Source organism: Micromonospora sp. NPDC047548 (assembly GCF_040642975.1).
GTDB lineage: Bacteria > Actinomycetota > Actinomycetes > Mycobacteriales > Micromonosporaceae > Micromonospora.
The window spans coordinates 53789-74262 of sequence record NZ_JBEYTI010000019.1 but is presented as its reverse complement, the minus strand read 5'-3'; the positions used below and the strand labels follow the sequence as shown (position 1 = coordinate 74262).

General features: G+C 75.3%; 23 protein-coding genes and 1 pseudogene. 9 read left to right on the top strand and 15 right to left on the bottom strand.

What is annotated here, in order from left to right:
• Positions 1–3: 3 nt before the first annotated feature.
• The 5 genes from ABZ807_RS20165 to ABZ807_RS20145 all read right to left on the bottom strand — a co-directional run bounded on the left by ABZ807_RS20165 (position 4) and on the right by ABZ807_RS20145 (position 3317).
• Positions 4–267: a hypothetical protein gene (locus ABZ807_RS20165; protein ID WP_357159893.1), complete on the bottom strand. Its 264-nt coding sequence runs from the start codon at positions 265–267 to the stop codon at positions 4–6.
• Between the two features lie 195 nt (positions 268–462).
• Positions 463–981 (bottom strand): hypothetical protein, encoded by a 519-nt coding sequence (locus ABZ807_RS20160; RefSeq protein ID WP_357159996.1) that lies wholly within the window; start codon positions 979–981, stop codon positions 463–465.
• An 82-nt stretch (positions 982–1063) separates the two neighbouring features.
• Positions 1064–2344 (bottom strand): MAB_1171c family putative transporter, encoded by a 1281-nt coding sequence (locus ABZ807_RS20155; protein ID WP_357159890.1) that lies wholly within the window; start codon positions 2342–2344, stop codon positions 1064–1066.
• Positions 2341–2865, bottom strand: a complete 525-nt coding sequence (locus ABZ807_RS20150) for a hypothetical protein (protein WP_357159887.1) — start codon at positions 2863–2865, stop codon at positions 2341–2343. The genes ABZ807_RS20155 and ABZ807_RS20150 overlap by 4 nt, the downstream gene beginning before the upstream one ends.
• A complete protein-coding gene (locus ABZ807_RS20145; protein WP_357159884.1) occupies positions 2862–3317 on the bottom strand; it encodes a hypothetical protein in 456 nt (151 codons plus the stop codon). The genes ABZ807_RS20150 and ABZ807_RS20145 overlap by 4 nt, the downstream gene beginning before the upstream one ends.
• A 364-nt stretch (positions 3318–3681) precedes the next feature.
• On the opposite strand from ABZ807_RS20145, the gene ABZ807_RS20140 reads away from it, so the two are divergent.
• The 3 genes from ABZ807_RS20140 to ABZ807_RS20130 are packed head-to-tail and all read left to right on the top strand — an operon-like array spanning position 3682 to position 5684.
• Positions 3682–3855: a hypothetical protein gene (locus ABZ807_RS20140; RefSeq protein WP_357159881.1), complete on the top strand. Its 174-nt coding sequence runs from the start codon at positions 3682–3684 to the stop codon at positions 3853–3855.
• A 21-nt stretch (positions 3856–3876) separates the two neighbouring features.
• Positions 3877–4263 carry an acyl-CoA dehydrogenase family protein gene (locus tag ABZ807_RS20135; RefSeq protein ID WP_357159878.1) on the top strand — a complete coding sequence of 129 codons (387 nt, stop codon included), beginning with the start codon at positions 3877–3879 and terminating at the stop codon, positions 4261–4263.
• On the top strand, positions 4236–5684 hold the full coding sequence (locus ABZ807_RS20130) for an acyl-CoA dehydrogenase (protein ID WP_357159876.1): 1449 nt from the start codon (positions 4236–4238) through the stop codon (positions 5682–5684). Before ABZ807_RS20135 ends, ABZ807_RS20130 begins: the two co-directional genes overlap by 28 nt.
• Positions 5685–5800: 116 nt before the next feature.
• Here ABZ807_RS20130 and ABZ807_RS20125 read toward each other — a convergent pair whose 3' ends face one another.
• The 7 genes and pseudogenes from ABZ807_RS20125 to ABZ807_RS20095 form a co-directional block, all read right to left on the bottom strand.
• A complete protein-coding gene (locus ABZ807_RS20125; RefSeq protein ID WP_357159873.1) occupies positions 5801–6661 on the bottom strand; it encodes a hypothetical protein in 861 nt (286 codons plus the stop codon).
• A gap of 343 nt (positions 6662–7004) precedes the next feature.
• Positions 7005–8291 (bottom strand): annotated as a pseudogene (locus ABZ807_RS20120) (AMP-binding protein); the annotation flags it as partial.
• Positions 8292–8399: 108 nt separating this feature from the next.
• The gene (locus tag ABZ807_RS20115; RefSeq protein ID WP_357159871.1) at positions 8400–9404 is read right to left on the bottom strand and encodes a hypothetical protein; all 1005 of its coding nucleotides are present in this window, start codon (positions 9402–9404) and stop codon (positions 8400–8402) included.
• A gap of 169 nt (positions 9405–9573) precedes the next feature.
• On the bottom strand, positions 9574–10575 hold the full coding sequence (locus ABZ807_RS20110; protein WP_357159868.1) for a hypothetical protein: 1002 nt from the start codon (positions 10573–10575) through the stop codon (positions 9574–9576).
• 144 nt (positions 10576–10719) lie between these two features.
• Positions 10720–10899, bottom strand: a complete 180-nt coding sequence (locus tag ABZ807_RS20105) for a hypothetical protein (RefSeq protein WP_357159865.1) — start codon at positions 10897–10899, stop codon at positions 10720–10722.
• Positions 10900–10979: 80 nt separating this feature from the next.
• Positions 10980–11690, bottom strand: coding sequence for a spermidine synthase (locus ABZ807_RS20100; protein WP_357159862.1), 711 nt, complete (start codon positions 11688–11690; stop codon positions 10980–10982).
• 278 nt (positions 11691–11968) lie between these two features.
• Complete coding sequence (locus ABZ807_RS20095; protein WP_357159859.1) at positions 11969–12571, bottom strand: class I SAM-dependent methyltransferase; 603 nt, start codon at positions 12569–12571, stop codon at positions 11969–11971.
• A 63-nt stretch (positions 12572–12634) separates the two neighbouring features.
• On the opposite strand from ABZ807_RS20095, the gene ABZ807_RS20090 reads away from it, so the two are divergent.
• From ABZ807_RS20090 to eccB, 3 genes are all read left to right on the top strand, one after another.
• Positions 12635–12808 carry a hypothetical protein gene (locus tag ABZ807_RS20090; RefSeq protein WP_357159856.1) on the top strand — a complete coding sequence of 58 codons (174 nt, stop codon included), beginning with the start codon at positions 12635–12637 and terminating at the stop codon, positions 12806–12808.
• Between the two features lie 20 nt (positions 12809–12828).
• Positions 12829–13449, top strand: a complete 621-nt coding sequence (locus ABZ807_RS20085; protein WP_357159854.1) for a hypothetical protein — start codon at positions 12829–12831, stop codon at positions 13447–13449.
• Positions 13450–13527: 78 nt separating this feature from the next.
• On the top strand, positions 13528–14919 hold the full coding sequence (eccB, locus tag ABZ807_RS20080) for a type VII secretion protein EccB (protein WP_357159851.1): 1392 nt from the start codon (positions 13528–13530) through the stop codon (positions 14917–14919).
• A gap of 46 nt (positions 14920–14965) precedes the next feature.
• Here eccB and ABZ807_RS20075 read toward each other — a convergent pair whose 3' ends face one another.
• The gene (locus ABZ807_RS20075) at positions 14966–15571 is read right to left on the bottom strand and encodes a class I SAM-dependent methyltransferase (protein WP_357159848.1); all 606 of its coding nucleotides are present in this window, start codon (positions 15569–15571) and stop codon (positions 14966–14968) included.
• Positions 15572–15609: 38 nt separating this feature from the next.
• Positions 15610–16224, bottom strand: a complete 615-nt coding sequence (locus ABZ807_RS20070; protein WP_357159846.1) for a methyltransferase domain-containing protein — start codon at positions 16222–16224, stop codon at positions 15610–15612.
• A 331-nt stretch (positions 16225–16555) separates the two neighbouring features.
• On the opposite strand from ABZ807_RS20070, the gene ABZ807_RS20065 reads away from it, so the two are divergent.
• From ABZ807_RS20065 to ABZ807_RS20055, 3 genes are all read left to right on the top strand, one after another.
• Positions 16556–17389, top strand: coding sequence for a zinc-binding dehydrogenase (locus ABZ807_RS20065; RefSeq protein ID WP_357159844.1), 834 nt, complete (start codon positions 16556–16558; stop codon positions 17387–17389).
• Positions 17389–18207, top strand: coding sequence for a sugar phosphate isomerase/epimerase family protein (locus ABZ807_RS20060; RefSeq protein WP_357159841.1), 819 nt, complete (start codon positions 17389–17391; stop codon positions 18205–18207). Before ABZ807_RS20065 ends, ABZ807_RS20060 begins: the two co-directional genes overlap by 1 nt.
• 517 nt (positions 18208–18724) lie before the next feature.
• Positions 18725–19123 (top strand): DUF2267 domain-containing protein, encoded by a 399-nt coding sequence (locus ABZ807_RS20055; RefSeq protein WP_357159838.1) that lies wholly within the window; start codon positions 18725–18727, stop codon positions 19121–19123.
• A gap of 80 nt (positions 19124–19203) precedes the next feature.
• Here the strand turns inward: ABZ807_RS20055 and ABZ807_RS20050 are convergent, their stop codons facing one another.
• Positions 19204–20445: a hypothetical protein gene (locus ABZ807_RS20050; RefSeq protein WP_357159835.1), complete on the bottom strand. Its 1242-nt coding sequence runs from the start codon at positions 20443–20445 to the stop codon at positions 19204–19206.
• Between the last annotated feature and the right edge of the window lie 29 nt (positions 20446–20474).

Here is a 20474-nt window from a genome sequence, read left to right as displayed (position 1 = left end):
CGATCACCTCGGCGCCGGGGCGGCGCGGCGCCGCAGGCAGGTCACCGGCCGGCGGCCCCAGCCCACCCGGACCACCAGGTAGGGCTCGCCGACGTCGGCGACCAGCTCCCGCATCATCCGCCGGGGCCAGGCCAGCTCGATGGTGTCGCTGATCGGCGCGGTCGCCAGCCCGTCGGCGGTCGCGGTGAGCAGCAGCGCCGACAGCGCCCCGGGTCGGCCGGGTCGGCGCGCAGCTCCAGCGCCTGCCCGGTGACCCGCCAGCGCCACGGCTGCGTGTTGAACACCGACGGCGCGTAGAGGGACAGCCGGGCGGTGGCTTCGATTTCGCGTACGGTCGGCACCCGGGTCGTGCCGGTGGACGGCTGGGTCATCGGGACACCTCCTGGCTGATGCCACCACCCTGCCCGCCAACCGGTGGGCGCGGCCAGGGTCGAAAGGGCCCGCCCCGGCGGGACCGGTGGCCTAACCGAGCAGCAGGTACGTCGGCGCCGCGACCAGGACGCCGGCCGTGGCGCCGGCGAGCACCTGGGCGGCGGTGTGGTCGCCCAGCCGCACCCGGGACCAGCCGATCAGCGCCACCAGCCCGAACGCCACCAGCAGCGCGGGCCCGAAGACGACCACCAGCACCGCGACCGCCCCGGCGGAGACGGCCGCGTGGGCGCTGAGCTTCCATGCCTGGTTGACCGCGGTGACCACGAGCAGCACCGCGAACATCACCACCACCATCGCCACCAGCGCCCGGGGCGCCCCGAGCAGGACCAGCGCCGCGAGGCCCGCCAGCACCGAGAGCAGCCCGCCGACCAGCGGCCCGCGCCGCTGCTCCCGCACCCCGATGTGGTGGTCGGTGAGCCGGCCGCGCCGCACCCCGAGCCAGACGATCCCGTACGGCACGACCGCGCTGAACAACACCGCCAGCAGCGCCCAGCTGAGGCCGGTCAGCCAGGCCGGCGCGGTGGCGTGCAGCGCGACGACCACCGGCATCGCCGCCGCCCACACGGCCGGGGCGAACAGCTCGGTGACGATCCGCGCCGCGCCGGACTCGGCGGGCGCGACGACCCGGGTCTCACTGGACACGCCGTCCCCTCTCCACGTTCCGCCCGTCGGCGCCGGTCGCCGGGCACCACCCGGCGCGCAGCCGGGTGACCTCCGGGGAACGGTAGGCCCTCGCCACCCGGATGAGCCAGGCGACCTGCTCCGCGGCCTCCCCGCCGCCGGCGCCCCCGGCCGGCAGGTGGGGCAGCTCGTCGTGGTCGGCGGCCGGCGGCGCCCCGGCGGCCCGCGCGTCCAGCGCGGCGGCCAGCACTGTCGCCTCGGCGGCGACGGCGAGCCGGTCACCGCCGTACCCGGCCCGACGGCCCGCGTCCTCGACGGCGTCGAAGAGCGCGGTGGACATCCAGGGGCGCAGGGTGGCGTACCCGTCGAGGATCTCGACGGTCGCGCGGACCCGGCGTAGGTACGGGTCGCGCAGCACCGCCAGCAGCCCGGCGGCCCCGCGGGGCTCGGGCAGCAGCGCGACCTCCGGCAGCACCCGGTGCACCGCCGCCTGGAGTGGACGCAGCCGGTGGTGGTCCGCGACGGCCTGCGCCCGCGCGCAGAGCCGGTCGAGGCCGACCAGCGGCCCCCAGGACGGCAGCGTCGAGCCGATCAGGATGAGCAGGATGGAGACGGTGAAGCTGAACACCACCACCGCGTCGGAGGCGAGCGCGGAGCCGGGCCAGAGCGCGCCGGCGGCCACCGCGGTCAGCTTCGCCAGCACGTAGGCCAGGCCCCAGGCGGCGCCCGCCACGATCAGCCGCAGGCCGAGGCGGAGCAGCGGCCGGGTGGTCCGCCGGGCGTACCGGTGGGCCAGGACCACCACCTGGGCCATCGACCAGCCCAGGTAGGTCAGGTAGACGTAGAGGAAGGGGGCGTCGAACGGGTCGCCGTAGTAGCGGCCGCCGGCCACCCGCGGGTCGTCCAGCGCGGCCCGCGCCGGGGTCAGCGCGAACAGCACCGCGATCGCGGCGAGGCTGGCCAGCAGCGCGACCGTGCGGTGGCGGACCTGGCGCCGGGTGCGTTCATCGTCCCCGGTCAGGTGCAGCAGGAAGGCCTGCGCGGCGGTGGCGGCGACCAGGGTGAGGCAGTTGGACAGGACGCGGGCCAGGTCCAGCACGCCGAGCGCCCGGTCCAGGGTCGGCATGAACGGCTGGAGGGTCAGCGACACCGTGATGCCGACCAGGGCCAGGCAGAGCGCCCGCAGCGGCTGGTTGCGGGGGTCGCGGGCCAGGTCGCGCAGCTTGTAGAGGCTCATCACCCAGCACGACAGCGTCACGCCGATCATCAGGTCACGGATGAGGCTGATCACGGGTGGCGGCGTCCTTCGAGGGTCGCGGCGAGGCGATCGGCGAGGGCGGCGTCGGCCGGGGCGCTGACCGGGATCTCCGACCAGCTCTCCGCGCGTTGCACGGCGAGGCTGCCGAAGATCTCCGCCCGCCGCTCCTGCGGCACGTCGTAGGAGCTGCGGGCCAGCGGCGCCGGCCGGCCCAGCGCGGCGGCGGCCCGGTCCAGCTCGGCCGGCGCCCAGAGGTCGTCGAAGAGGGCGTGGCCGTACTCGTGCCCGATGATCAGGCGCTGGCGCACCGGGCTGGCGTTGGCGGCGTAGAAGATGTAGTCGGCCTGCTCGCCGGCCACCCAGAGCCCGTGCGGGGCCAGCGCGGGCAGCTCGCGGGGGAGGAGGTGCACCGGCCGGCCGCGCCGTCGTTGCACCCGCTCGTGCAGCTCGGCGAAGGTGAAGCCGCCGGTTAGCCCGAGCGCGTCCAGGGCCTGTTCGGACTGGCGGCGCAGCTGTCGCAGCTGGACCTCGTCGGCGCGTCGTCGGCGGATCATCGGGTCTCCGCCGGGCGCTCGCCGTTGCGGCGGGTCCGGGCGGCGGCCTCCAGGCGTTCCACCTGCTCGATCATGGCCACCACGGCGGCGTGCCCCTCGGGGGAGAGCCGGGCGTCGGCGAGCCGCATGGCCACCTGCTTGATGTGCGGGTTGGCCAGGGCGTGGGCGAGGTCGCGCCCACCGTCCACGTCGTCCTCCCCGGGGGCGAAGAAGCTCGAGGGCTGGCCGAAGAAGGCGGCGATGGCGTCCACCACCGACTGCCGTGGGTCCGGTGCCCGGCCCTGGCGCAGGTTGCTCAGGTGGGTGTGGGAGATCCGGCAGCCGCGCCGGGACAGCTCCTGCGCCACGTGCCGGACGCTGTACGGACGGCCCTGCGGGTCGGTGACCGTCCGGAACAGCCAGTCCAGGCGGGCGGCGAAGGAGCGGTCGTCTGGTTCGGTGACCTGGGGCAAGGGGGCTCCTCCGCACGCGTGCGGTGACACCGGCCGGGGACGGTGGCACCGACTGTTGACGCCGCTACCGCGAGTATGTATAGCATTACCACCCTGGCACGGGGAGTGGACACTTTGGTCCGCCAACGGCACCGCCTGATGCCAGGGGTGTCCCCGCAGGTACGACGGGAGCGCGCAGCCATGCGCCATCGGGGGGCCGTCGGATCACCGCGGGACGCGGGCGGGCGGGCGCGGGCCCGGCCCGCCGCGGGGGTGCGGTACGCCGTGCCGCACCCCTGCCCACGACGTCCACCGGTGGCAGCGGCGGCGACCGGATGTCCGACTCGCCGGCGGGGGACCGCGGCGGTGGCTCCCGACCAGGTCGGTGGCCTCGACCCGGACGTCGCTCAACTCGGGACGGACCGGCGCGGACATCCGCGAGGTGCTACGCCGGGTGCAACTCGCCAAGACGATGCGCGAGGCCACGGAAGGTGCGCCGGCCGGCCCGATCAGCCAGGATGACCTGCGTGACGCCATCGCCGGGCTGCGCCGCGGCTGAGCGTACGACGGAAGGAGACCCGTGTCGTCCACCCTGCTGTCCCGTCGTGACCTGCGGTTCCTGCTCTACGAGTGGCTGGACGCGCCCCGGCTGACCGAGCGCCCTCGCTATGCCGGGCACTCCCGGGAGACCTTCGACGACGTGCTCGACCTCGCCGAGCGGGTGGCCGCCGAGCACTTCGCCCCGCACAACCGGGCCGCGGACACCAGCGAGCCCACCGTCGAGGGCGGGCGGGTGCGCATGATCCCGCAGGTGAAGGCCGCGCTGGACGTCTTCGCCCGGACCGGTCTGCTGGCCGCCAGCATGGACTCCTCGGTCGGCGGGATGCAGCTGCCGCACGTCGCTCCGCCGCCGCGTTCGGCTTCCTCCAGGCCGCGAACGTGGGCACGTCGGCGTACCCGTTCCTGACCGTGGGCAACGCCGACCTGCTGCTCGCCCACGGCAGCGCGGCGCAGGTCGACACCTTCGTCCGGCCGATGGTGCAGGGGCGCTTCTTCGGCACCATGTGCCTGTCGGAGCCGCAGGCCGGCAGCTCGCTGGCCGACATCACCACCCGCGCCGAGCCGCAGGACGACGGCAGCCACCGGCTCTTCGGCACCAAGATGTGGATCTCCGGCGGGGACCACGAACTCGCCGAGAACATCGTCCACCTGGTGCTCGCCCGGATCCCCGGCGGCCCGCCCGGGGTGAAGGGGATCTCGCTGTTCATCGTGCCGAAGGTGCTGATCGGCCCCGACGGCACGCTCGGCGCGCGCAACGACGTGGTGCTGGTCGGCCTCAACCACAAGATGGGCTACCGCGGAACCACCAACACCCTGCTCAACTTCGGCGAGGGCGTGCACCGGCCGGCCGGGCGGGCCGGGGCGGTCGGCTACCTGGTGGGGGAGCCCCACCAGGGCCTGGCGCAGATGTTCCACATGATGAACGAGGCGCGCATCGGCGTCGGGGCCGGCGCCACCGCGCTCGGCTACACCGGCTACCTCAAGTCGCTGGCGTACGCCCGGCAGCGCCCGCAGGGCCGGCCGGTCGCCCACAAGGACCCGACGGCGCCGCAGGTGCCGATCGTCGCGCATCCCGACGTACGCCGGATGCTGCTGGCCCAGAAGAGCTACGTGGAGGGCGCCCTGGCGCTGGTGCTCTACTGCGGACGGCTGCTGGACGAGGAGAAGACCGCCCCCGACCCGGCCGACCGGGCGCGGGCGCGCCTGCTGCTGGACATGCTCACCCCGATCGCCAAGAGCTGGCCGTCGCAGTGGTGCCTGGCCGCCAACGACCTGGCCATCCAGGTGCACGGCGGCTACGGCTACACCCGCGACTACGACGTCGAGCAGCACTGGCGGGACAACCGGCTCAACCCGATTCACGAGGGCACCCACGGCATTCAGGCGCTGGACCTGCTCGGCCGCAAGGCGACCATGGACGACGGGGCCGGGCTGTCCCTGCTGCTCGAGACCATCGGCGCCACGGTGCGCCGGGCCTGGAAGGCCGACGGGGAGCCCGCCGAGCTGGCCGCGCAGCTCGGTCGCGCGGTCGACCGGATCGCCGCCACCACCCGCCGGCTGTGGGCGACCGGCGACCCCGCGCTCGCCCTGGCCAACGCCAGCGTCTACCTGGAGGCCGTCGGGCACGTCGTGGTCGCCTGGATGTGGCTGGAGCAGCTGCTCGCCGTCGACGCCGCCCACGTCGACGCCGATCCGGCCTTCTACGCCGGCAAGCGGCAGGCGGCCCGGTACTTCTTCCACCACGAGCTGCCCCGCACCGCCGCACAGTTCGACCTGCTCGACCGCCTGGACCGGACCACCCTGCAGATGCGCGACGAGTGGTTCTGAGCCCGACACCCGGCTGCCCGGCTCGGCGTACCGGGTGAGGCGCGCCGGTCACCCGACGCGCCTCACCCGTTCGACGTGCCTACCGAGGAGCTACGGCCGGGGTCGGCCGCGCACCGTCAGCAGTTGCGCCAGATCACCCCGGAGACCTGGCGGTGTTCACGGTCGTTACGGAAGCCGACGATCGTCCCGTTGTCGGAGATCGCCCTGGCGCCGACGTTGACCCGGTCGCTGCCGCCGGGCAACACTCGGCTCGACGTGTTCCGCACGACCCGGTCCCCGCCGACCATCACGCCGCGCGCGTTGACGTCCACCAACGACTCGTCGAACGTCGCGTACGAGCCGTCGCGCAGGTTCCAGCGCACCCTGACCGCTGCCTGGCCGCCCGTGTCCACCCAGCCGATCGCCCACCGTCCGGCGGCGGTGTGAACCTGTGCCGCCCGGGCACCCGGTGCGGTGAGGTCCGCCGTACGACCGTTGGGGTACCGGACCCAACCGGTCCAGTCACCCCAGTCGCCCGTGTTGCCGACGATCGTGCCGTTGCTGGTGAGTCCGGTGGGCATGGTGCCGGCCGGGGCGTCGATCACCTCGACCGTGCCCGGGCGGTTGGCCGGCCAGCGCAGCGGAACCCACTGGCCGGTCACCGGATCGGAGCTGGACCCGACCATGTCGCCGGTCGCGTTGATCGCCACGACGTTGGTGTCCCTGGCGTCCGGCTGCGGTAGCGGCAGCGGCGCGAGCTTCCCGTCGCGGTATCGCCAGGGCTGAGCCGCTCCGTTCACCCAACCGTTGCCGACCACCACGCCCTGGGCGTTCACGTCGGCGACGTCGCTGATGAGCGCCGACTCGACCGTGGTCAGCCGTTGCCGGTCCCAGAGCAACAGCAGCACCTCGCTACCGCCGCCGCCGGTGGACCGGCCGGCCGTACCGGCGGCGAACCGTCCGGTCGGGTCGATGGCGTTGGCCTCGGACCGGAACACGTCCGCCGGTGCCGGCAGCGTGCCGATGGTGCAGGCCGCCGGCTGCGGCCGGGCGGTCCCGATCGGTGGCTGCCGGGGGCCGGCCGTGGCCGGTGTCGCGGTGACCGAGGCGGCCAGTAGAGCGGTGGCCACCGCGCCCAACGCGGTACGTCGTGCCTGTCGTCTCATCTTCTCTCCCCGTTGTTCGGCCCGGCGTGTTCCGGGCCGCTCGATGAGGATGACGCTCGATCCCGCCCGGCGGTTGCGGTTGGTCGGCGAGCCGACAGCTGCCGCCGCATGGAGCGGGGCGGGGGTCAGCGGCGAGCGATGTGGACGGTGTTGACCGGCACGTCACCGACCAGCGGACTGCGGCGGTCTCCTCCGGGCGGTTCCAGTAGCCGGAGAACACCTGCGGGCCCCGGATCAGCAGCTCCCCGGCCTCGCCGGGGCCCCGGTCGACCGACGGGTCCTCCGGATCGACGATGCGGACCTCGGTGGACGGGAACGGCACTCCGACGGTGCCCGGCCGGCCGGCGGGCGAGACCGGGTTGCCCAGCGCCACCGGGGAGGTCTCGGTCATGCCGTACCCCTCGACCAGCAGCCCGCCGGTGACCGACTCCCAGAGCTGGACCGTGGACGGCGGCAGGGCCATCGCGCCGGAGATGGCGTACCGGACGGAGGTGAGGTCGACGCCGCGCTCGCGGGCGGCGGTGGCGAGCTTCTCGTAGATCGACGGGACGGCGGGCAGGAACGTCGGCGGGCGGCGGCGGACCGCGTCGAGCACCTGGTCGACGTCGAAGCGGGGCAGCAGCACCAGGGTGGCGCCGATGCTCACCGAGAAGGTCAGGCAGAGCGTCAGCCCGTACGCGTGGAACAGCGGCAGGACGGCGTACACCGTCTCCTCGCCGTCGCGCAGCCCCGGCACCCAGGCGCGGCCCTGCGCGGCGTTGACGCGCAGGTTGCGGTGGGTCAGCACGGCGCCCTTCGGGATGCCGGTGGTGCCGCCGGTGTACTACAGCAGCGCGGTGTCGTCCGGGCCGGGCGCGGGGTGCTCGGCGCGCAGCGGCGGCGCGGCGGCCGGCAGCGCGTCCCAGCTCAGCGCGCCGGGCGCCGAAGCGGTCATCGCCGCGCGGGCGGCCCGCGCCTTCGCCAGCGGCAGCCGCAGCGCCCAGCGCTTCGCCCGGGGCAGCGCGCGGGTGAGGTCCACCGCGACCACGGTCTCCACCGCGCCCGCGCCCCGCACCTGCGGCGCCGCCTTGTCCCAGACCACGGCGACCCGGGCGCCGTGGTCGGCGAGCTGGTGGGCCAGCTCCTGCGGCGTGTAGAGCGGGTTGTGCTCGACCACCACCGCGCCGAGGCGAAGCGCGGCGTAGAAGGCGATGACGTGCTGCGGACAGTTCGGCAGCACCAGGGCGACCCGGTCGCCCGCACCGACGCCGAGCCGGCGCAGCGCCTCCGCCGCCCGGGCCACCTGCGCGTCCAGCTCGACGTAGGTGGTGGTGGACCCGAAGAAGTCCAGCGCGACCCGGGAGCCGAACCGGTCGGCCGCCGCGCGCAGCAGGTCGACCAGGGACTCCTCCTACGGCGCGACGGCCGCCGGCACGTCGGGGGCGTAGCTGCGCAGCCAGGGCCGCTCGGCGGTCAGGTCCATCGGGTCTCCCCTCGCTGGGCACGACGGTCCGCCCGCCGGCCGGGACCGGGGCGTACCGGCGTCCAGCCTAACCTACCTACCGGTAACCTACGCCTGCGTAGGTCCGGGTCAGCAGCCGGTCCACCGCACCGGACGCAACGCGGAGCCGTGGCGGGAACCCACGATGGTGCCGTTGTCCGCGATCGCCCAGGCCGCGATGTTCACCGCGCCCGGGACCGTGCCGGGGAGCGGGACGAGCCGGCCGTCGCGATCGACCGCCCGGTCGCCGAGCACCGTGCCCCGCGCGTTGACGTCCTGCACCGCCGGCAGCCCCGGGTGCACCGGGACCGGCGACCCGGTGCGCAGGTTCCAGCGCATTGGCGTCTGGTCCCCCTCGGGACCGGCGCCGCCGACCGCCCAGTCCCCCTGAGCGGCCTGTACCCAGGTCCGCGTCGTGCCCGGCGCGGTGAGCGAGTCGATCCGTCCGTCGGGCCGGCGGACCCAGGCGGTCAGCGTGGTCGCGCCGGCCGAGGTGCCGACGATGGTGCCGTCGTCGAATATCTCTTTCGCGACTCCGGTCGCCACCCCGTCGACAGCCTCCACGGTGCCCGGCCGGTCCACCGGCCAGAGCAGCGGCAGGGCGGACTCGCTCTCCTCCACCGAGCCGTGACCCACGACGTCACCGCGGGCGTTGATGCCCAGCGGCCAGGTCCCGGAGACGGTCGCCGGCACGGGCAACCACTCCCACCGGCCGTCCCGGTAGCGCCAGGGACGGTACGTGCCGTCGACGAAGGCGCTGCCGACCACCACGCCGTACCGGTTGACGGCGGCGACGCGCCGGGACGGGTCGGACGGCACGACGGTGACCCTCGGCCCGTCCCAGAGCAGCAGCAGCTCCTCCGACACGTCCCCGGTGACCCGCAGGCCCCGGCCAGCGATGAACCGCCCGACCGGGTCGATCGCCCGCGCCTCGCCGTGCGTCACGTCGGCCGGCATCGGCAGTGGCCGGCTCGTGCAGAGCGTCGCGCTGTGCGGCCTCGTCGCGGCGGTGGCGACGCCGGGCGCGACCAGCGCGGCGGTGAGGATGCCGGCGGCCGGGCCGGCGAGGAAGCGGTGCGGGATGGTTGGCGTCATGGCTGCTCCCGGAATGCCGGGCCCTCCGGTCGGTGGCCCTGTCCTGTTCACGGTCGGCGGGTGCTTCCGGTTGCGCCCCACCGGAGCCGTCGGCTCGCCGCCGGCGGTGCGGATGTCCGACCCGCACCGCCGGCGGCGCGACCGAGGCCCGGCGACGTGGCCGATACCGTCAGCAGCCGGTCCAGCGGACCGGCGTGACCCGGCCGTCGTTGCGGAAGCCGACCACCGTGCCGGTGTCCGCGATGGCCCGTGCCCCGACGCCCACCCCTGCTCCGCCCCCGGGCAGCAGCCGGGAGCCGCCGCCGCGGGCGATGCGGTCGCCGCCGACCACCGTTCCGCGCTCGTTGACGTCGGTCACCAACACCAGCTCGTCGGAGAGTCGCGACCAGGAGCCGTCGCGCAGGTCCCAGCGCACCTTCACCTGGTTGCCGTCACCGAGGTTGACCCGACCGATCGCCCAGTGGCCCTGCGCCGCGTAGACGATGGTGGTGCGGGCCCCCGGCACGGTGAGCGCCTCGACACGTCCGTCCGGGTACCGCACCCAGCCGGTCCACGCCGCGAACTCGCCGGCGGTGCCGACGACGGTGCCGTCCTCGGTGATGCCCTGCGGCACGGCGCCGGCCGGAAGGTCGAGCACCTCGAACGTGCCGGGCCGGGCGGCCGGCCACCGCAGCGTGAAGGAGTCGCCGGTGTCCGGGTCCACCCCCACACCGACGATGTCTCCCTTCGCGTTGATCGCCGACGGCTCCGCGCCGCCGGGGGGTGACAGGAGGGGCGCGACGGCGCCGTCGCGCAGGACCCACGGCTGCATCCTGGCGTCGCCCCAGCCGCTGCCGACCACCGTGCCGGCGGTGTTGACGTCCGCCACGTTCTCGGCGAGCGACGACTCGATCGTGGTGAGCCGTCCGCGGGCCCAGACCAGCAGGAGGTTCTGGTTGCCCTCCTCGCGAACCCGCAGGGCGGTGCCGGCGACGAACCGGCCGGTCGGGTCGATCGCCTGCGCGTCGGCGCGGTACACGTCGGCGGGGTAGGGCAGGGTGGACAGCTTGCAGGCGCTGGCGGTGGCCGTCCGTGGCGCGGCGGTCGCCGGTGCGGTGGCGACGCCGAGCGCGGCGGACAGCAGGCCGGCGGTGGCTGCCGCCAGCATCCTGCGTCGAGCGAGGTGGGTCATCGGTATCTCCCCGTGGTCGGTCCGGTGCTTCCGGACGGTGTGACGGGAGAACCATCGACGACCACATCGGGTTGCAATCTGTCCGATACCTGACAACCCGTTCGCCTTCCCGCCCGCGCCCGCGGCCGGCCCGAGGCGAGTCGACTACCGGCGGCCGGGGGAGTGCTGCCGCATCATCTGCCGCCCCCGCACGAACGCCAGCACGATCACCACCACCAGCGCGATCGCCCCGATCAGGACCAACCAGCGGACCGCCTCGAGGAACAGCCCCAGCAGGACGAGCGCGCCGCCGACGACGCCGACGATCCAGAGCACGGTCCGCATCCTCGCCTCCCTGATCGACTACCGGGGCGTGCCTTCCCCGTGCGTACCAAGGACATGCCGGACGGGGGTGGAAACGTCGGTCAGCGTCGGGCGACGTAGACGGTGTTGGCGCTCTCGCCGCCGGTCAACGGGTTGGCGAACCGGACGACGTGGGCCTGCGAGGCGGGGAACACCTCGGCGAGGACCCGGCCGAAGTCGGCGTCCGGCGGGTCGTCCGACCAGAGGGCGAACACCCCGTCCGGGTGCAGCAGGTCGGCGAGCCGGCGCAGCCCGTCGGGGGTGTAGAAGGGGGCGTGACTCGGGTGCAGGACGTGGCGCGGGGAGTGGTCGACGTCCAGCAGCACGGCGTGGAACCGGCGGCCGGGCGCCTCCGGGTCGAGCTCACCGGCGGCCACGGCGGCGAAGAAGTCCGCCCGGACGAACCGGGTACGCGGGTCGGGGGCCAGCCCGGCGGAGAAGGGCAGCAGCTGCCGGCGGTGCCAGTCGATCACGTCCTCGATCGCCTCGACCACCATCAGCGACCGCACCCGGGGGTCCTCCAGGGCAGTCCGCGCGGTGTATCCGAGGCCGAGGCCGCCGACCGCCACGTCCAGGGCGTCCCCGGTCAGCGGGGCCAGGCCCAACCGGGCCAGTTCGATCTCCGCCACCGGGAAGAGGCTGGACATCAGGAAGTCGTCGTCGAGCTTCACCTCGTACACGTCGACGTCGAGCGCCGGGTCGCGGCGCCGGCGCAGGCTGATCTCGCCGATCGGGGTCTCCCGCCAGGCCAGTTCCTCGAATCGCGCGCCCACCCGGCCTCCTCGCCGTCGCCGTCCGTGCCGGGATGCTACCGGCACGGACGTGCGTTCCGGGATTTCGCGGCGTGCCGCGCGTCCCCGCCGCCCGGTCGGGTGAGCGGCTGGATCAGGCCGCAAGAGGAGGAGCGCGTGGCGGAGATGCTGGCCGGACGGCTGTGCGTGACGGATCGGACCCTTGCCGCTCGCCGAGGCGGAGCAGGCGGTCCGGCGGGTGGAGTCCAAGCGGGGCAACCCGATCCGGCTCATCCTGCGCCCCTGACCGACGCGACCGTTCACTCCGGCCGGGTCGCGACCACCACCGTATCGAGCGCCTCCACGGTGGCGCCGTCGACGGTCACCGGCCGGCGGGCCGTGTCCGCCCGGACCCCGCGCAGGCCGGTGAGCCCGGCGACCACCGCCTGCGGTGTGAGCAGGATCTGCGGGTCCTTCGGGCCGCCCACCCCGCCGTCGAGGTTGGCCCGGTCGTGCCCGACGACCACGACCGTGCCGCCGGGCCGCAGCGCCTCCCGCGCTCCGGCCAGTACCGTGGCCAGCCCGGCCGGGGGCAGGTGCAGGTAGGCGATCAGCACCAGGTCGTACCGGTTCGGCTCAATGGCGTCGGCGGTGACGTCCGCGACGCGCCAGTTCACCGGTACGCCCCGGCGCGCGGCGAACTCCCGGCCGCGGGCGACCGCGACGGGTGAGAAGTCGACAGCGGTGACCCGCCAGCCCCGTTCGGCCAGCCAGACCGCGTTGCGGCCCTCCCCGGCGGCGAGGTCGAGCGCGTCACCCGGGGCCAGGTCGGCGATCGCCTCGACCACGAACCGGTTCGGCTCGGCGGTCCACACCAGCTCGGCGGAGCCGGCGTACCGGCCGTCCCAGTCGTTGCTGTCCACGCTCCGGTTATACGCGACGGCGGGGTGGAAACGTCGGTGCGGTCCGCGCGCCGACGGTGGAGGATGGCCGGCGTGGTGGGGGAGGACGGCGGATCCGCCGAGCAGCGCCGGTACGACGCGGTGGCGGCATGGGACACCGGGCACGGCCGCGGCCCGGTGGAGGTGATCGACGCGGCGTGCGCGGCGCGGACCGCCGCCGTTCGCCGGGCCGTTTGGGAGCGGGAGCCGCTGCCATGACCCGGACGGGGAGGCTGACGATGATCCCGGTGTTGGAGCGCTGGTCGTACGACTGTCCCTTCTGGCCCGTGGAGCAGGGTGAGTTCCTCCTCCCGGTGCCCCGCCGTCCCACACCGGCACAGGTCGGCACGGTGATGTGGGCGCTGGTCGGGTACCACGTGACCGCCGACGACGAGTCGGTCAGCGTGGCGACCGCGACCGAGGCGGTCGAGGCGTACCTGACCTCGGGGGCGGACGGCTACGCGGCCGGCGGCCTGCGGGTCACCGACGGGCGGGTGGTCGTCGAACCCGGTTGCTGCGTCGGGCTCGACGAGTGGCGCGACTGGCTGGACGTGCTCGACGGTCGGGTGCCCGACCTCGGGCACGAACCGGACGTGTTGCTGGAGGACCGCGGGCCGGTGCTGCGGCTGTGGCAGGACAGGGACGCCCTGCCGCCCGGTACCGTCGCGGGCCCGGACGAGCCGCACATCGACATCCCGCGCGACGCGTTCTCCGGGCTGCTGCGCTCCGTCCAGCAGGATCTGACCGGCTTCCTCGGCGGGTTGCGGGAATGGTCGTGGGACATCGTTCCCGATCTGGCGGACCTGCTGGTGGCCTCGGTGGACGAGCGACTGAGCGTCACCGCCCCGTTGGAGGTGTGACCCGCCGACGACGCAGGGTCTCCGTGGCATCGACGGAGCGCTTATCCTGTGCGGCGACGACTCGCCGGAAGGGACACCATGCCGTCGCGGCAGGACCAGCTCCACTCGTACCAGTTCACCGTGCAGCGGGCGGTCGCCGCGCTGGTGATGCGGGAGACCGACCCGGCGCGGTCGCCGTTCCGGCGGCTCGCCGGCGCCGGTCTGGCGAGCGTGCTGATGGCGGCGATCGGGCTCGGGGGCTTCGCCCTGTACGGCCTCTTCGCCGGTGGCGGCAGCAAGTGGCGCGACCCGGGCGCGGTGATCGTGGAGAAGGAGTCCGGCGCCCGGTTCGTCTACCGGGACGGCAAGCTGCACCCGGTGCTCAACTACGCCTCCGCGCTGCTGATCATCGGCGCCGAGCAGTCCACGACGGTGCTGGTCTCCCGCCGCTCCATCGAGGGGGTGCCCCGGGGCCTGCCGCTGGGCATCGCCGACGCGCCGGACTCGCTGCCCGCCCCGGGCCGCCTCTCGACCGCCGCGTGGACCGTGTGCTCGGTCGTCCCGGCCGAGGCCGCGCGTCCGGCGCCCCGCTCGGCGGTGCTCATCGGTCGGGAGGCCGCCGGTGGGCGCCCGACCGGCGAGGAGGGGGTGCTGGTCCGGCACCCGGACGGCACGCTGCACCTGATCTGGCGGGAGCGGCGCTTCCTGCTGCGCGACACCGGTCGGGTGCTGGCGGCCCTGGCCGCCACCCGGGAGCGGGCGGTGCCGGTGGCGCCCGCCCTGCTCAACACATTGCCCGCGGGCGCCGACCTGGCCCCGCCGGCCCTGCCCGAGCTGGGCCGGCCCTCCGCCCGGGTCTCCGGCGCCGCGGTCGGCGACATCTACCTGGTCCGCAACTCCGGCGGCGGCCGGCAGTACGCGGTCGCCGAGCGGGACGGCCTCGCCGGCATCACCGAGTTGCAGGCGGCCCTGCTGATGGCCCGCACCGGGCAGGGCGACCCGGAGCCGATCACCCTCGGCCGGTTCGCCGCGCTGCCCAAGCTGCCGGACCTCGTCCCCACCGGCCCCACCGCGCCGCCCGCGTCGCCGCCCCGCCTGGCCGGCGTCGACGGTGGCGGGCTCTGCGCGCGGGTCGGCGACGACGGCGAGGTTCAGGAGGTTCGCGTCGGCGCCACCGTGCCCGACCTGGCCGCCGCGGCCCGCACCGGCGCGACCACCGGGCGGGGTGCGGTGCTCGCCGACCACGTGGTGGTCGAACCCGGCCGGGGCGCCGTGGTGGAGTCCGTCGCCGCGCCCGGTGCGACCGGCGGGGCGGTCTCCGTCGTCACCGACCTGGGCCGGCGGTACGTGCTGGCCGGCGCCGAGGTGCTGGGCATGCTCGGCTACCGGGACGTGCGGTCGGTGCGCCTGCCGGCGGGCCTGGTCAGCCTGGTGCCCGCCGGCAGCCCGCTCGACCCGGCCGCCGCGCGGGCGGTGGCCGCCCCCGCCTGAGCCGGGGCCCCGGCCAGCGTCGGCGGAAGGGGCGCGGGACGGGCGGTCAGCGCGCGGGGCGCCGTAGCACGCTGACCGCGAAGTCCGCGTCGTCGCGCCAGGGACGCAGGTCCCAGGTGGCGAAGCGGTGCTCGTGGCGTAACCCGGCGGCGACCGCGTCGCCGTCGAAGTCCGCCAACCGGTAGCCCCGGTCGGTGCCGAAGCCGACCAGCACCACGCCGTCGGGGCGCAGGTGCGCGGCGATCCGGGCCAGCACGTCCCGTTCGGTGCCGGGGGCGACGAAGGCCATCACGTTGCCGGCCACCACGGCCGCGTCGAACGGTTCCGGCTCGCCGGCCGCGGCCAGGTCCAGTTCGGCGAGGTCGCCGACCAGCCAGCGCGGGCCGGGGTGGTCGGTCCGGGCGGCCTCGACCAGCGCCGGGTCGGCGTCCACCCCGACCACCTGGTGACCGCGGGCGGCCAGCGCCGCGCCGACCCGACCGGTGCCGCAGCCGGCGTCCAGGATCCGCGAGCCGGGCGGGACGACCGCGTCCACCAGGCGGGCCTCGCCGGCGAGGTCCACACCCTCGGCGGCGAGTGTGCGGAACCGGTCGATGTACCACTGCGAGTGCCCGGGACCGGTCTCGGTCGCCCAGCGGGTCGGGTTGGTCATGCCACCACGGTAACCGGCACCCAACGGCGGGCCGGCGGTCAGGGCAACCGGGCGACGGTGACGAACTCGTTGTAGGTGAAGAGCTTCCCGAGCGCCCGCGGGAAGGGGAACGAGTACTGCCGTACGACCGTCATGCCGAGGTCGCGGGCCGCCTCCGCCGCCTCGGCGAACCCGACGAACCGGACGTGGCTGGCGTCGCTGGCGTACCCGCGTTCCTGCGGGGTGATGAAGACGGCGGTGCCGCCGGAGCGGACGAACGGCAGGTACGAGGAGATCACCTCCAGCGCCTGGCCGGCGGGGAGGTGCTCCAGCAGATGGGCGGCGAGCAGCGAGTCGAAGGCGTCCGGCCGGGCGTGCTCGGAGCGGAGGAACTCCTCCACCGTGTACGCCTCGTGCCCGGCCGCCCGGGCGTGCGCGATCGACGTGGCGTTGTGGTCCACCCCGACCGCGCTGCCGCCGAGGTTGGCCAGGTTGCGGCCCAGCCCGCAGCCCACGTCCAAGGTGCGGCCCAGGCCGAGCCGCCGCAGGTTCCACCGGTACGGCGCCTGTACGTCGAGCAGTTGCTTCCAGCGCGCGCCGCCGAGGCGTTGCAACCGACGGGTGTAGTCCTCGCCCTTGGTGCCCGTCGGAGCGTCCTGCCGTGCCTGGCCCATCGCCGGCCCCTTTGCCTGTCGCGGATACGGATGTGGCGCACACGCGCCTCCGGCGGCACGCGCAGGGCGTTCCGCCAGCCTCCCCCGTACCCGCCGGGGGCGGGTTCCTGACCGATGCTACGGATCACCGGGCCGGTCGGCACGGGGATCTACCAGGTGCTTCGAGGCGTGATCGTGGCGTCCGCGGACGGTGACCGGAGCGAGGGTGATGGCATCGGTGGCACTCCTCTCGAAGGGTGCAAGCTGGCTCCAACGCCCTCGATTGATCAATAACAAGACATATGGCTATTTCTTGCTAAGATTGAGCCTGGTACGTCCCGGGAGTGGCGCCATGGGCAACTGGGTTGTCTCACTGGCCGGGCCGCGGCGCGTGAGCCTCGAGCCCTGCCCCACCGATCCGCTCGGCCCGGGCCAGGTCCGGGTCCGCACCTGCTACCCCGGCATCTCCGCCGGCACCGAGCTCACCCTGTTTCGGGGGAGCAACCCCCGGCTCAGCAAGGACTGGGACGACGTCAGCCGGATGTTCGTCCCTCGACAGACCCCCGTGCCCTACCCGCTGGCCGGGTTCGGCTACGAGGAGGTCGGCGAGATCGTCGAGGTCGCCGACGACGTCGCCGACCGGCACCCGGGCCAGCTCGTCTGGGGCATCTGGGGGCACCGGGCCGAGGCCGTCGACCGGGTGTCCGCCCGGCTGGAACGGGCCGTCCGCCTCGGGGCCCGGCGCGCCGTCGACGCCGGCCTCGACTCCGCCGCCGCCGTGCTGCACGAGGCCACCGCCGGCCGCGGCGCGGACGTCTGCCTGGAGCTGTCCGGGGCGTACCCGGCGCTGCACGAGGCGATCCGCGCCACCACCCACGCCGGCCGCGTCGTGGCCGCCGGCTTCTACCAGGGCCAGGCCGACGGGCTCGGCCTCGGCGAGGAGTTCCACCACAACCGGATCCAGCTGGTGGCGGCCCAGGTCTCCGGACCCGCCCCGGCGCCGGGCCTGGCCGGCCGGTGGTCCGGTGCCCGCGTCGCCCACACCTTCACGGACCTGGTGGCCGAGGGGAGCGTCGACCCGCTGCCGCTGGTGAGCCACGTCGTGGACGCCCGCGCGGTGGCGGACGCGCTCGCGTTGCTCGACCGCGGTGCCGGTGACGTCCTACAAGTCGTGCTGAGGTTCTGATGTACATCCCGCTCGCCTGCCAGGAGCAGCTGCTCCCGGGCACCAGCCTGTCCCAGAAGTTCGCCCTCGCCGCCGCCCTCGGCTACCAGGGCATCGAGCTGCGCGGCCGCGGCGACCTCGCCTTCGCCCGCCGGCTGCCGGAGCTGCGCCGGGCCCGCGCCGAGGGGGTGGTCATGCCCACCGTCTGCGTGGAGATGGATCACTTCATCGGCGACTTCGACCCGGCGCGCTCCCGCGACGCGGTCGCCAACCTCCGCTCCCAGCTCTCGGTGATCGCCGAGCTCGGCGGCGTCGGCGCGATGACCCCCGCCGCCTGGGCGATGTTCTCCCGCCGGCTGCCCCCGTTCGAGCCGCCCCGCCCGCCCGGCGGTGACCGGCAGGTGCTCGTCGACGCCCTGGGCGTCCTCGGCGAGCACGCCCGCGCCGAGGGCGTCATCCTCTTCCTGGAACCCCTCAACCGGTACGAGGACCACATGGTCAACCGGCTGGACGAGGCGGTCGCGCTCTGCGCCGCCGTCGGCCTGCCCTCGGTGCGGGTGGTCGCCGACACCTTCCACATGAACATCGAGGAGGACGACGTGCCCGCCGCCCTGCGCGCCGCCGCACCATACCTGGGGCACGTGCAGGTCAGCGACTCCAACCGGTTCCAGCCGGGCGCCGGGCACCTGGACTGGCGGGCGTTGCTGCGCACCCTGCGGGAGATCGGCTACCCGGGCTGGCTGGCGCTGGAGTGCCGGCTGCGCGGCGACCCGGTCCGGGCGCTGCAACAGGCGGCGACCGTGCTCCGGCACGCGCAGCCCCGGCCGGCGGCGGCGTGAGCACCGGCGCCACCGGCCCGTCCGGCGTCGGCGCGCCCCCGACGGCGGCCCCGCCGACGACCCGAGGCTGGTCGCCCAGCAGCGGTACCTCACCGGCCGGCGGGACATCGGCGGCGCCGGGCTGGCCGCGATCGTGCACCCGTGGGAGTCCGGCCTGGACAACAGCCCGGCCTGGGATCCACCGATGGCCGCGGTGGCCGCCGACGTTGCCGTCATGCGGGCGTACCGGTGGCCCGGCTCGCGGCCCGGCCGCGGTCCCGTGCCGGGCGGCGAACTCGGCGGTCCCGGCCACCGCGGCGCCCCGGCGGCGGACGAGCACGGCGGCGGTCTCGGCGGCACGGCAGAGCGGGAGCCAGGCGAACGGGGCCGGCCCGGGCGCGATCACCTGCCGGCACCGGTCGGTGAGGCGGCCGTTTGCCTCCCGCCCGGACGGGTAACCGCGGTCGGATTCCCGACGGACGACCCGTGGACGCCCAGGTCGGATGTCCGACGGGTCGGCGGCGTGGGAGGAGGACCCGTGCGCTTTCCCCTCTTCGTCGACGCGGTTGCCCGGCGGGCGGAGCTGCCACCGGAGCGGGCCGCCGCGATTGCCCGTGCCGTGCTGGTGACGGTGGCCGAGCGGGTCCAGGCCGGCGAGGTCGAGGACCTGACCGCCCAGCTGCCGGACGACCTCAGCGGGTACCTGGCCGGGCCGCCGCCGGACAGCGCGCCGGGGGCGGCGGAGACCTTCGGGCCGGTCGAGTTCCTGCGCCGGGTGGCCGACCGGGCCGGCGTCGAACCGGCGACCGCCCAGGTCGGGGTGCGGGCGGTTTTCGCCACCCTGCGCGAGGCGGTCACCGTCGGCGAGTTCCAGGATCTGGTGGCCCAGTTGCCGCAAAGTTTCACCAGGGGTGTCGATCCGTCGCCGCCGGTGTGACCCGGCGTGGGGCCCTCCGCCAGGCCAGTGGCGCGGGACGCGCCGGCCGGTCGAGCGGGCCAGCGGTCACCGTCCGCCGATCAGTCCGAGTCGGGCGGGGCCGCCAGGTCCGTCGCCGTCGGCTCCTCGGGCTCGGCCACCCAGGCGGAGAAGACCGGCACCCCGTGCCACGGGCCGGTGCCGCCCCGCCGGTCGGTGGCCACCGCGACGACCGCGTACGGATGGCCGAAGCGCAGCTCGGCGGTGCGGGCGACGCCCTCCGGAGGCAGGCTGACCACCGCGAACGCGCCGGTCACGGCGGCCGCCTCGAAGCCGTACCGGCCGTAGCGGGCCATCGCCGCCTGCCGCGCCTCGACCCGCAGGTCCGGCTCGCCCAGCAGCTCGCCCATCGTGCGGCCCACCGCCGGGAAGCCGAGGCCGCGACCGGTCAGGTCGTGCTCGTCCCGCGCCGACCAGCAGGGCAGCACCGCCGGGTGCCGCTCCTCCCGGCCGTCCCGCGCGTGGGTGCGTACCCGCTCCTCCCGCAGCGACCACGCCGGCCCCTCGCCCAGCGGCAGGTCGAACAGCGAGCGCCGGCCGGCCGGTGGGGCGTCGTCGACCGCGTTCGGGCCCACCTCGTACGCGGCGGCGAGCACGTCGGCGGGAGGAACCGCGGGGTCGGCGGCGACCGACACCACGACCAGGCCCGCCCCGTCGCGCTCGACGGCCCGGGCGGCGTGCACGGCGACATCACCGGCCGGGCCGGTCGCGGCGATCCAGGCCCGGTGGCCGCGTGCGGGGGTACGCAGCACCTGGCCCAGCCGACCCGCCCAGGCGCTCGACGCGCCGAGCTGCTGCGCTGGCGCGAGGTCGAACGGGTCGGCCCAGGAGATCCGGGTCGCCAGCGCGCTGGCCAGTGCCAGCAGCACGTCCGACGACATGGTCAGCGGGAACCGGTCGATCAGCCCCAGGGTGTGCTCGCGGGCCCAGGCGTCCAGCCCCGCCTGGTCCGGCAGCGGCCCGGTCGCGGTCGTGCCGGGCAACCCGGTCCGCCAGTCGGCCAGCTTCGCGGTGTCGCGCCCCGTGCGGTGCCAGACGGCGGTGGCGGACGGCACCAGCGGGTGCGGCCGGTCAACCAGCGCGGCGGCCAGCGCCGACGCGGTGGGCGCGGGTACGCCCAGGAGGTGGTCGAGCTCGTCCCGGTCCGGGCCGGTGGCGGCCGGCGCGGCCAGCGCCAGCAGCAGCCAGGCGCCGAGCGGGGAGGCGACGTGGTGCCGGTCGCCGGCGTCGGCGTGCAACCGGGCGGCGTAGCGGGCCAGCGGGGCGTGGAGGGTCGTCGTCATGGCTCCACTGTGCCCATCCCCGGCCCGGT

Bases quoted from the DNA above. Each gene is read 5' to 3' on its own strand.
- ABZ807_RS20160 (WP_357159996.1), bottom strand. From the start codon at position 981: ATGCCGGTGGTCGTCGCGCTGCACGCCACCGCGCCGGCCTGGCTGACC.
- ABZ807_RS20150 (WP_357159887.1), bottom strand. From the start codon at position 2,865: ATGATCCGCCGACGACGCGCCGACGAGGTCCAGCTGCGACAGCTGCGC.
- ABZ807_RS20115 (WP_357159871.1), bottom strand. From the start codon at position 9,404: ATGACGCCAACCATCCCGCACCGCTTCCTCGCCGGCCCGGCCGCCGGC.
- ABZ807_RS20110 (WP_357159868.1), bottom strand. From the start codon at position 10,575: ATGACCCACCTCGCTCGACGCAGGATGCTGGCGGCAGCCACCGCCGGC.
- ABZ807_RS20105 (WP_357159865.1), bottom strand. From the start codon at position 10,899: ATGCGGACCGTGCTCTGGATCGTCGGCGTCGTCGGCGGCGCGCTCGTC.
- ABZ807_RS20090 (WP_357159856.1), top strand. From the start codon at position 12,635: ATGGCCGGCGTGGTGGGGGAGGACGGCGGATCCGCCGAGCAGCGCCGG.
- ABZ807_RS20085 (WP_357159854.1), top strand. From the start codon at position 12,829: ATGATCCCGGTGTTGGAGCGCTGGTCGTACGACTGTCCCTTCTGGCCC.
- eccB (WP_357159851.1), top strand. From the start codon at position 13,528: ATGCCGTCGCGGCAGGACCAGCTCCACTCGTACCAGTTCACCGTGCAG.
- ABZ807_RS20075 (WP_357159848.1), bottom strand. From the start codon at position 15,571: ATGACCAACCCGACCCGCTGGGCGACCGAGACCGGTCCCGGGCACTCG.
- ABZ807_RS20070 (WP_357159846.1), bottom strand. From the start codon at position 16,224: ATGGGCCAGGCACGGCAGGACGCTCCGACGGGCACCAAGGGCGAGGAC.
- ABZ807_RS20065 (WP_357159844.1), top strand. From the start codon at position 16,556: ATGGGCAACTGGGTTGTCTCACTGGCCGGGCCGCGGCGCGTGAGCCTC.
- ABZ807_RS20060 (WP_357159841.1), top strand. From the start codon at position 17,389: ATGTACATCCCGCTCGCCTGCCAGGAGCAGCTGCTCCCGGGCACCAGC.
- ABZ807_RS20050 (WP_357159835.1), bottom strand. From the start codon at position 20,445: ATGACGACGACCCTCCACGCCCCGCTGGCCCGCTACGCCGCCCGGTTG.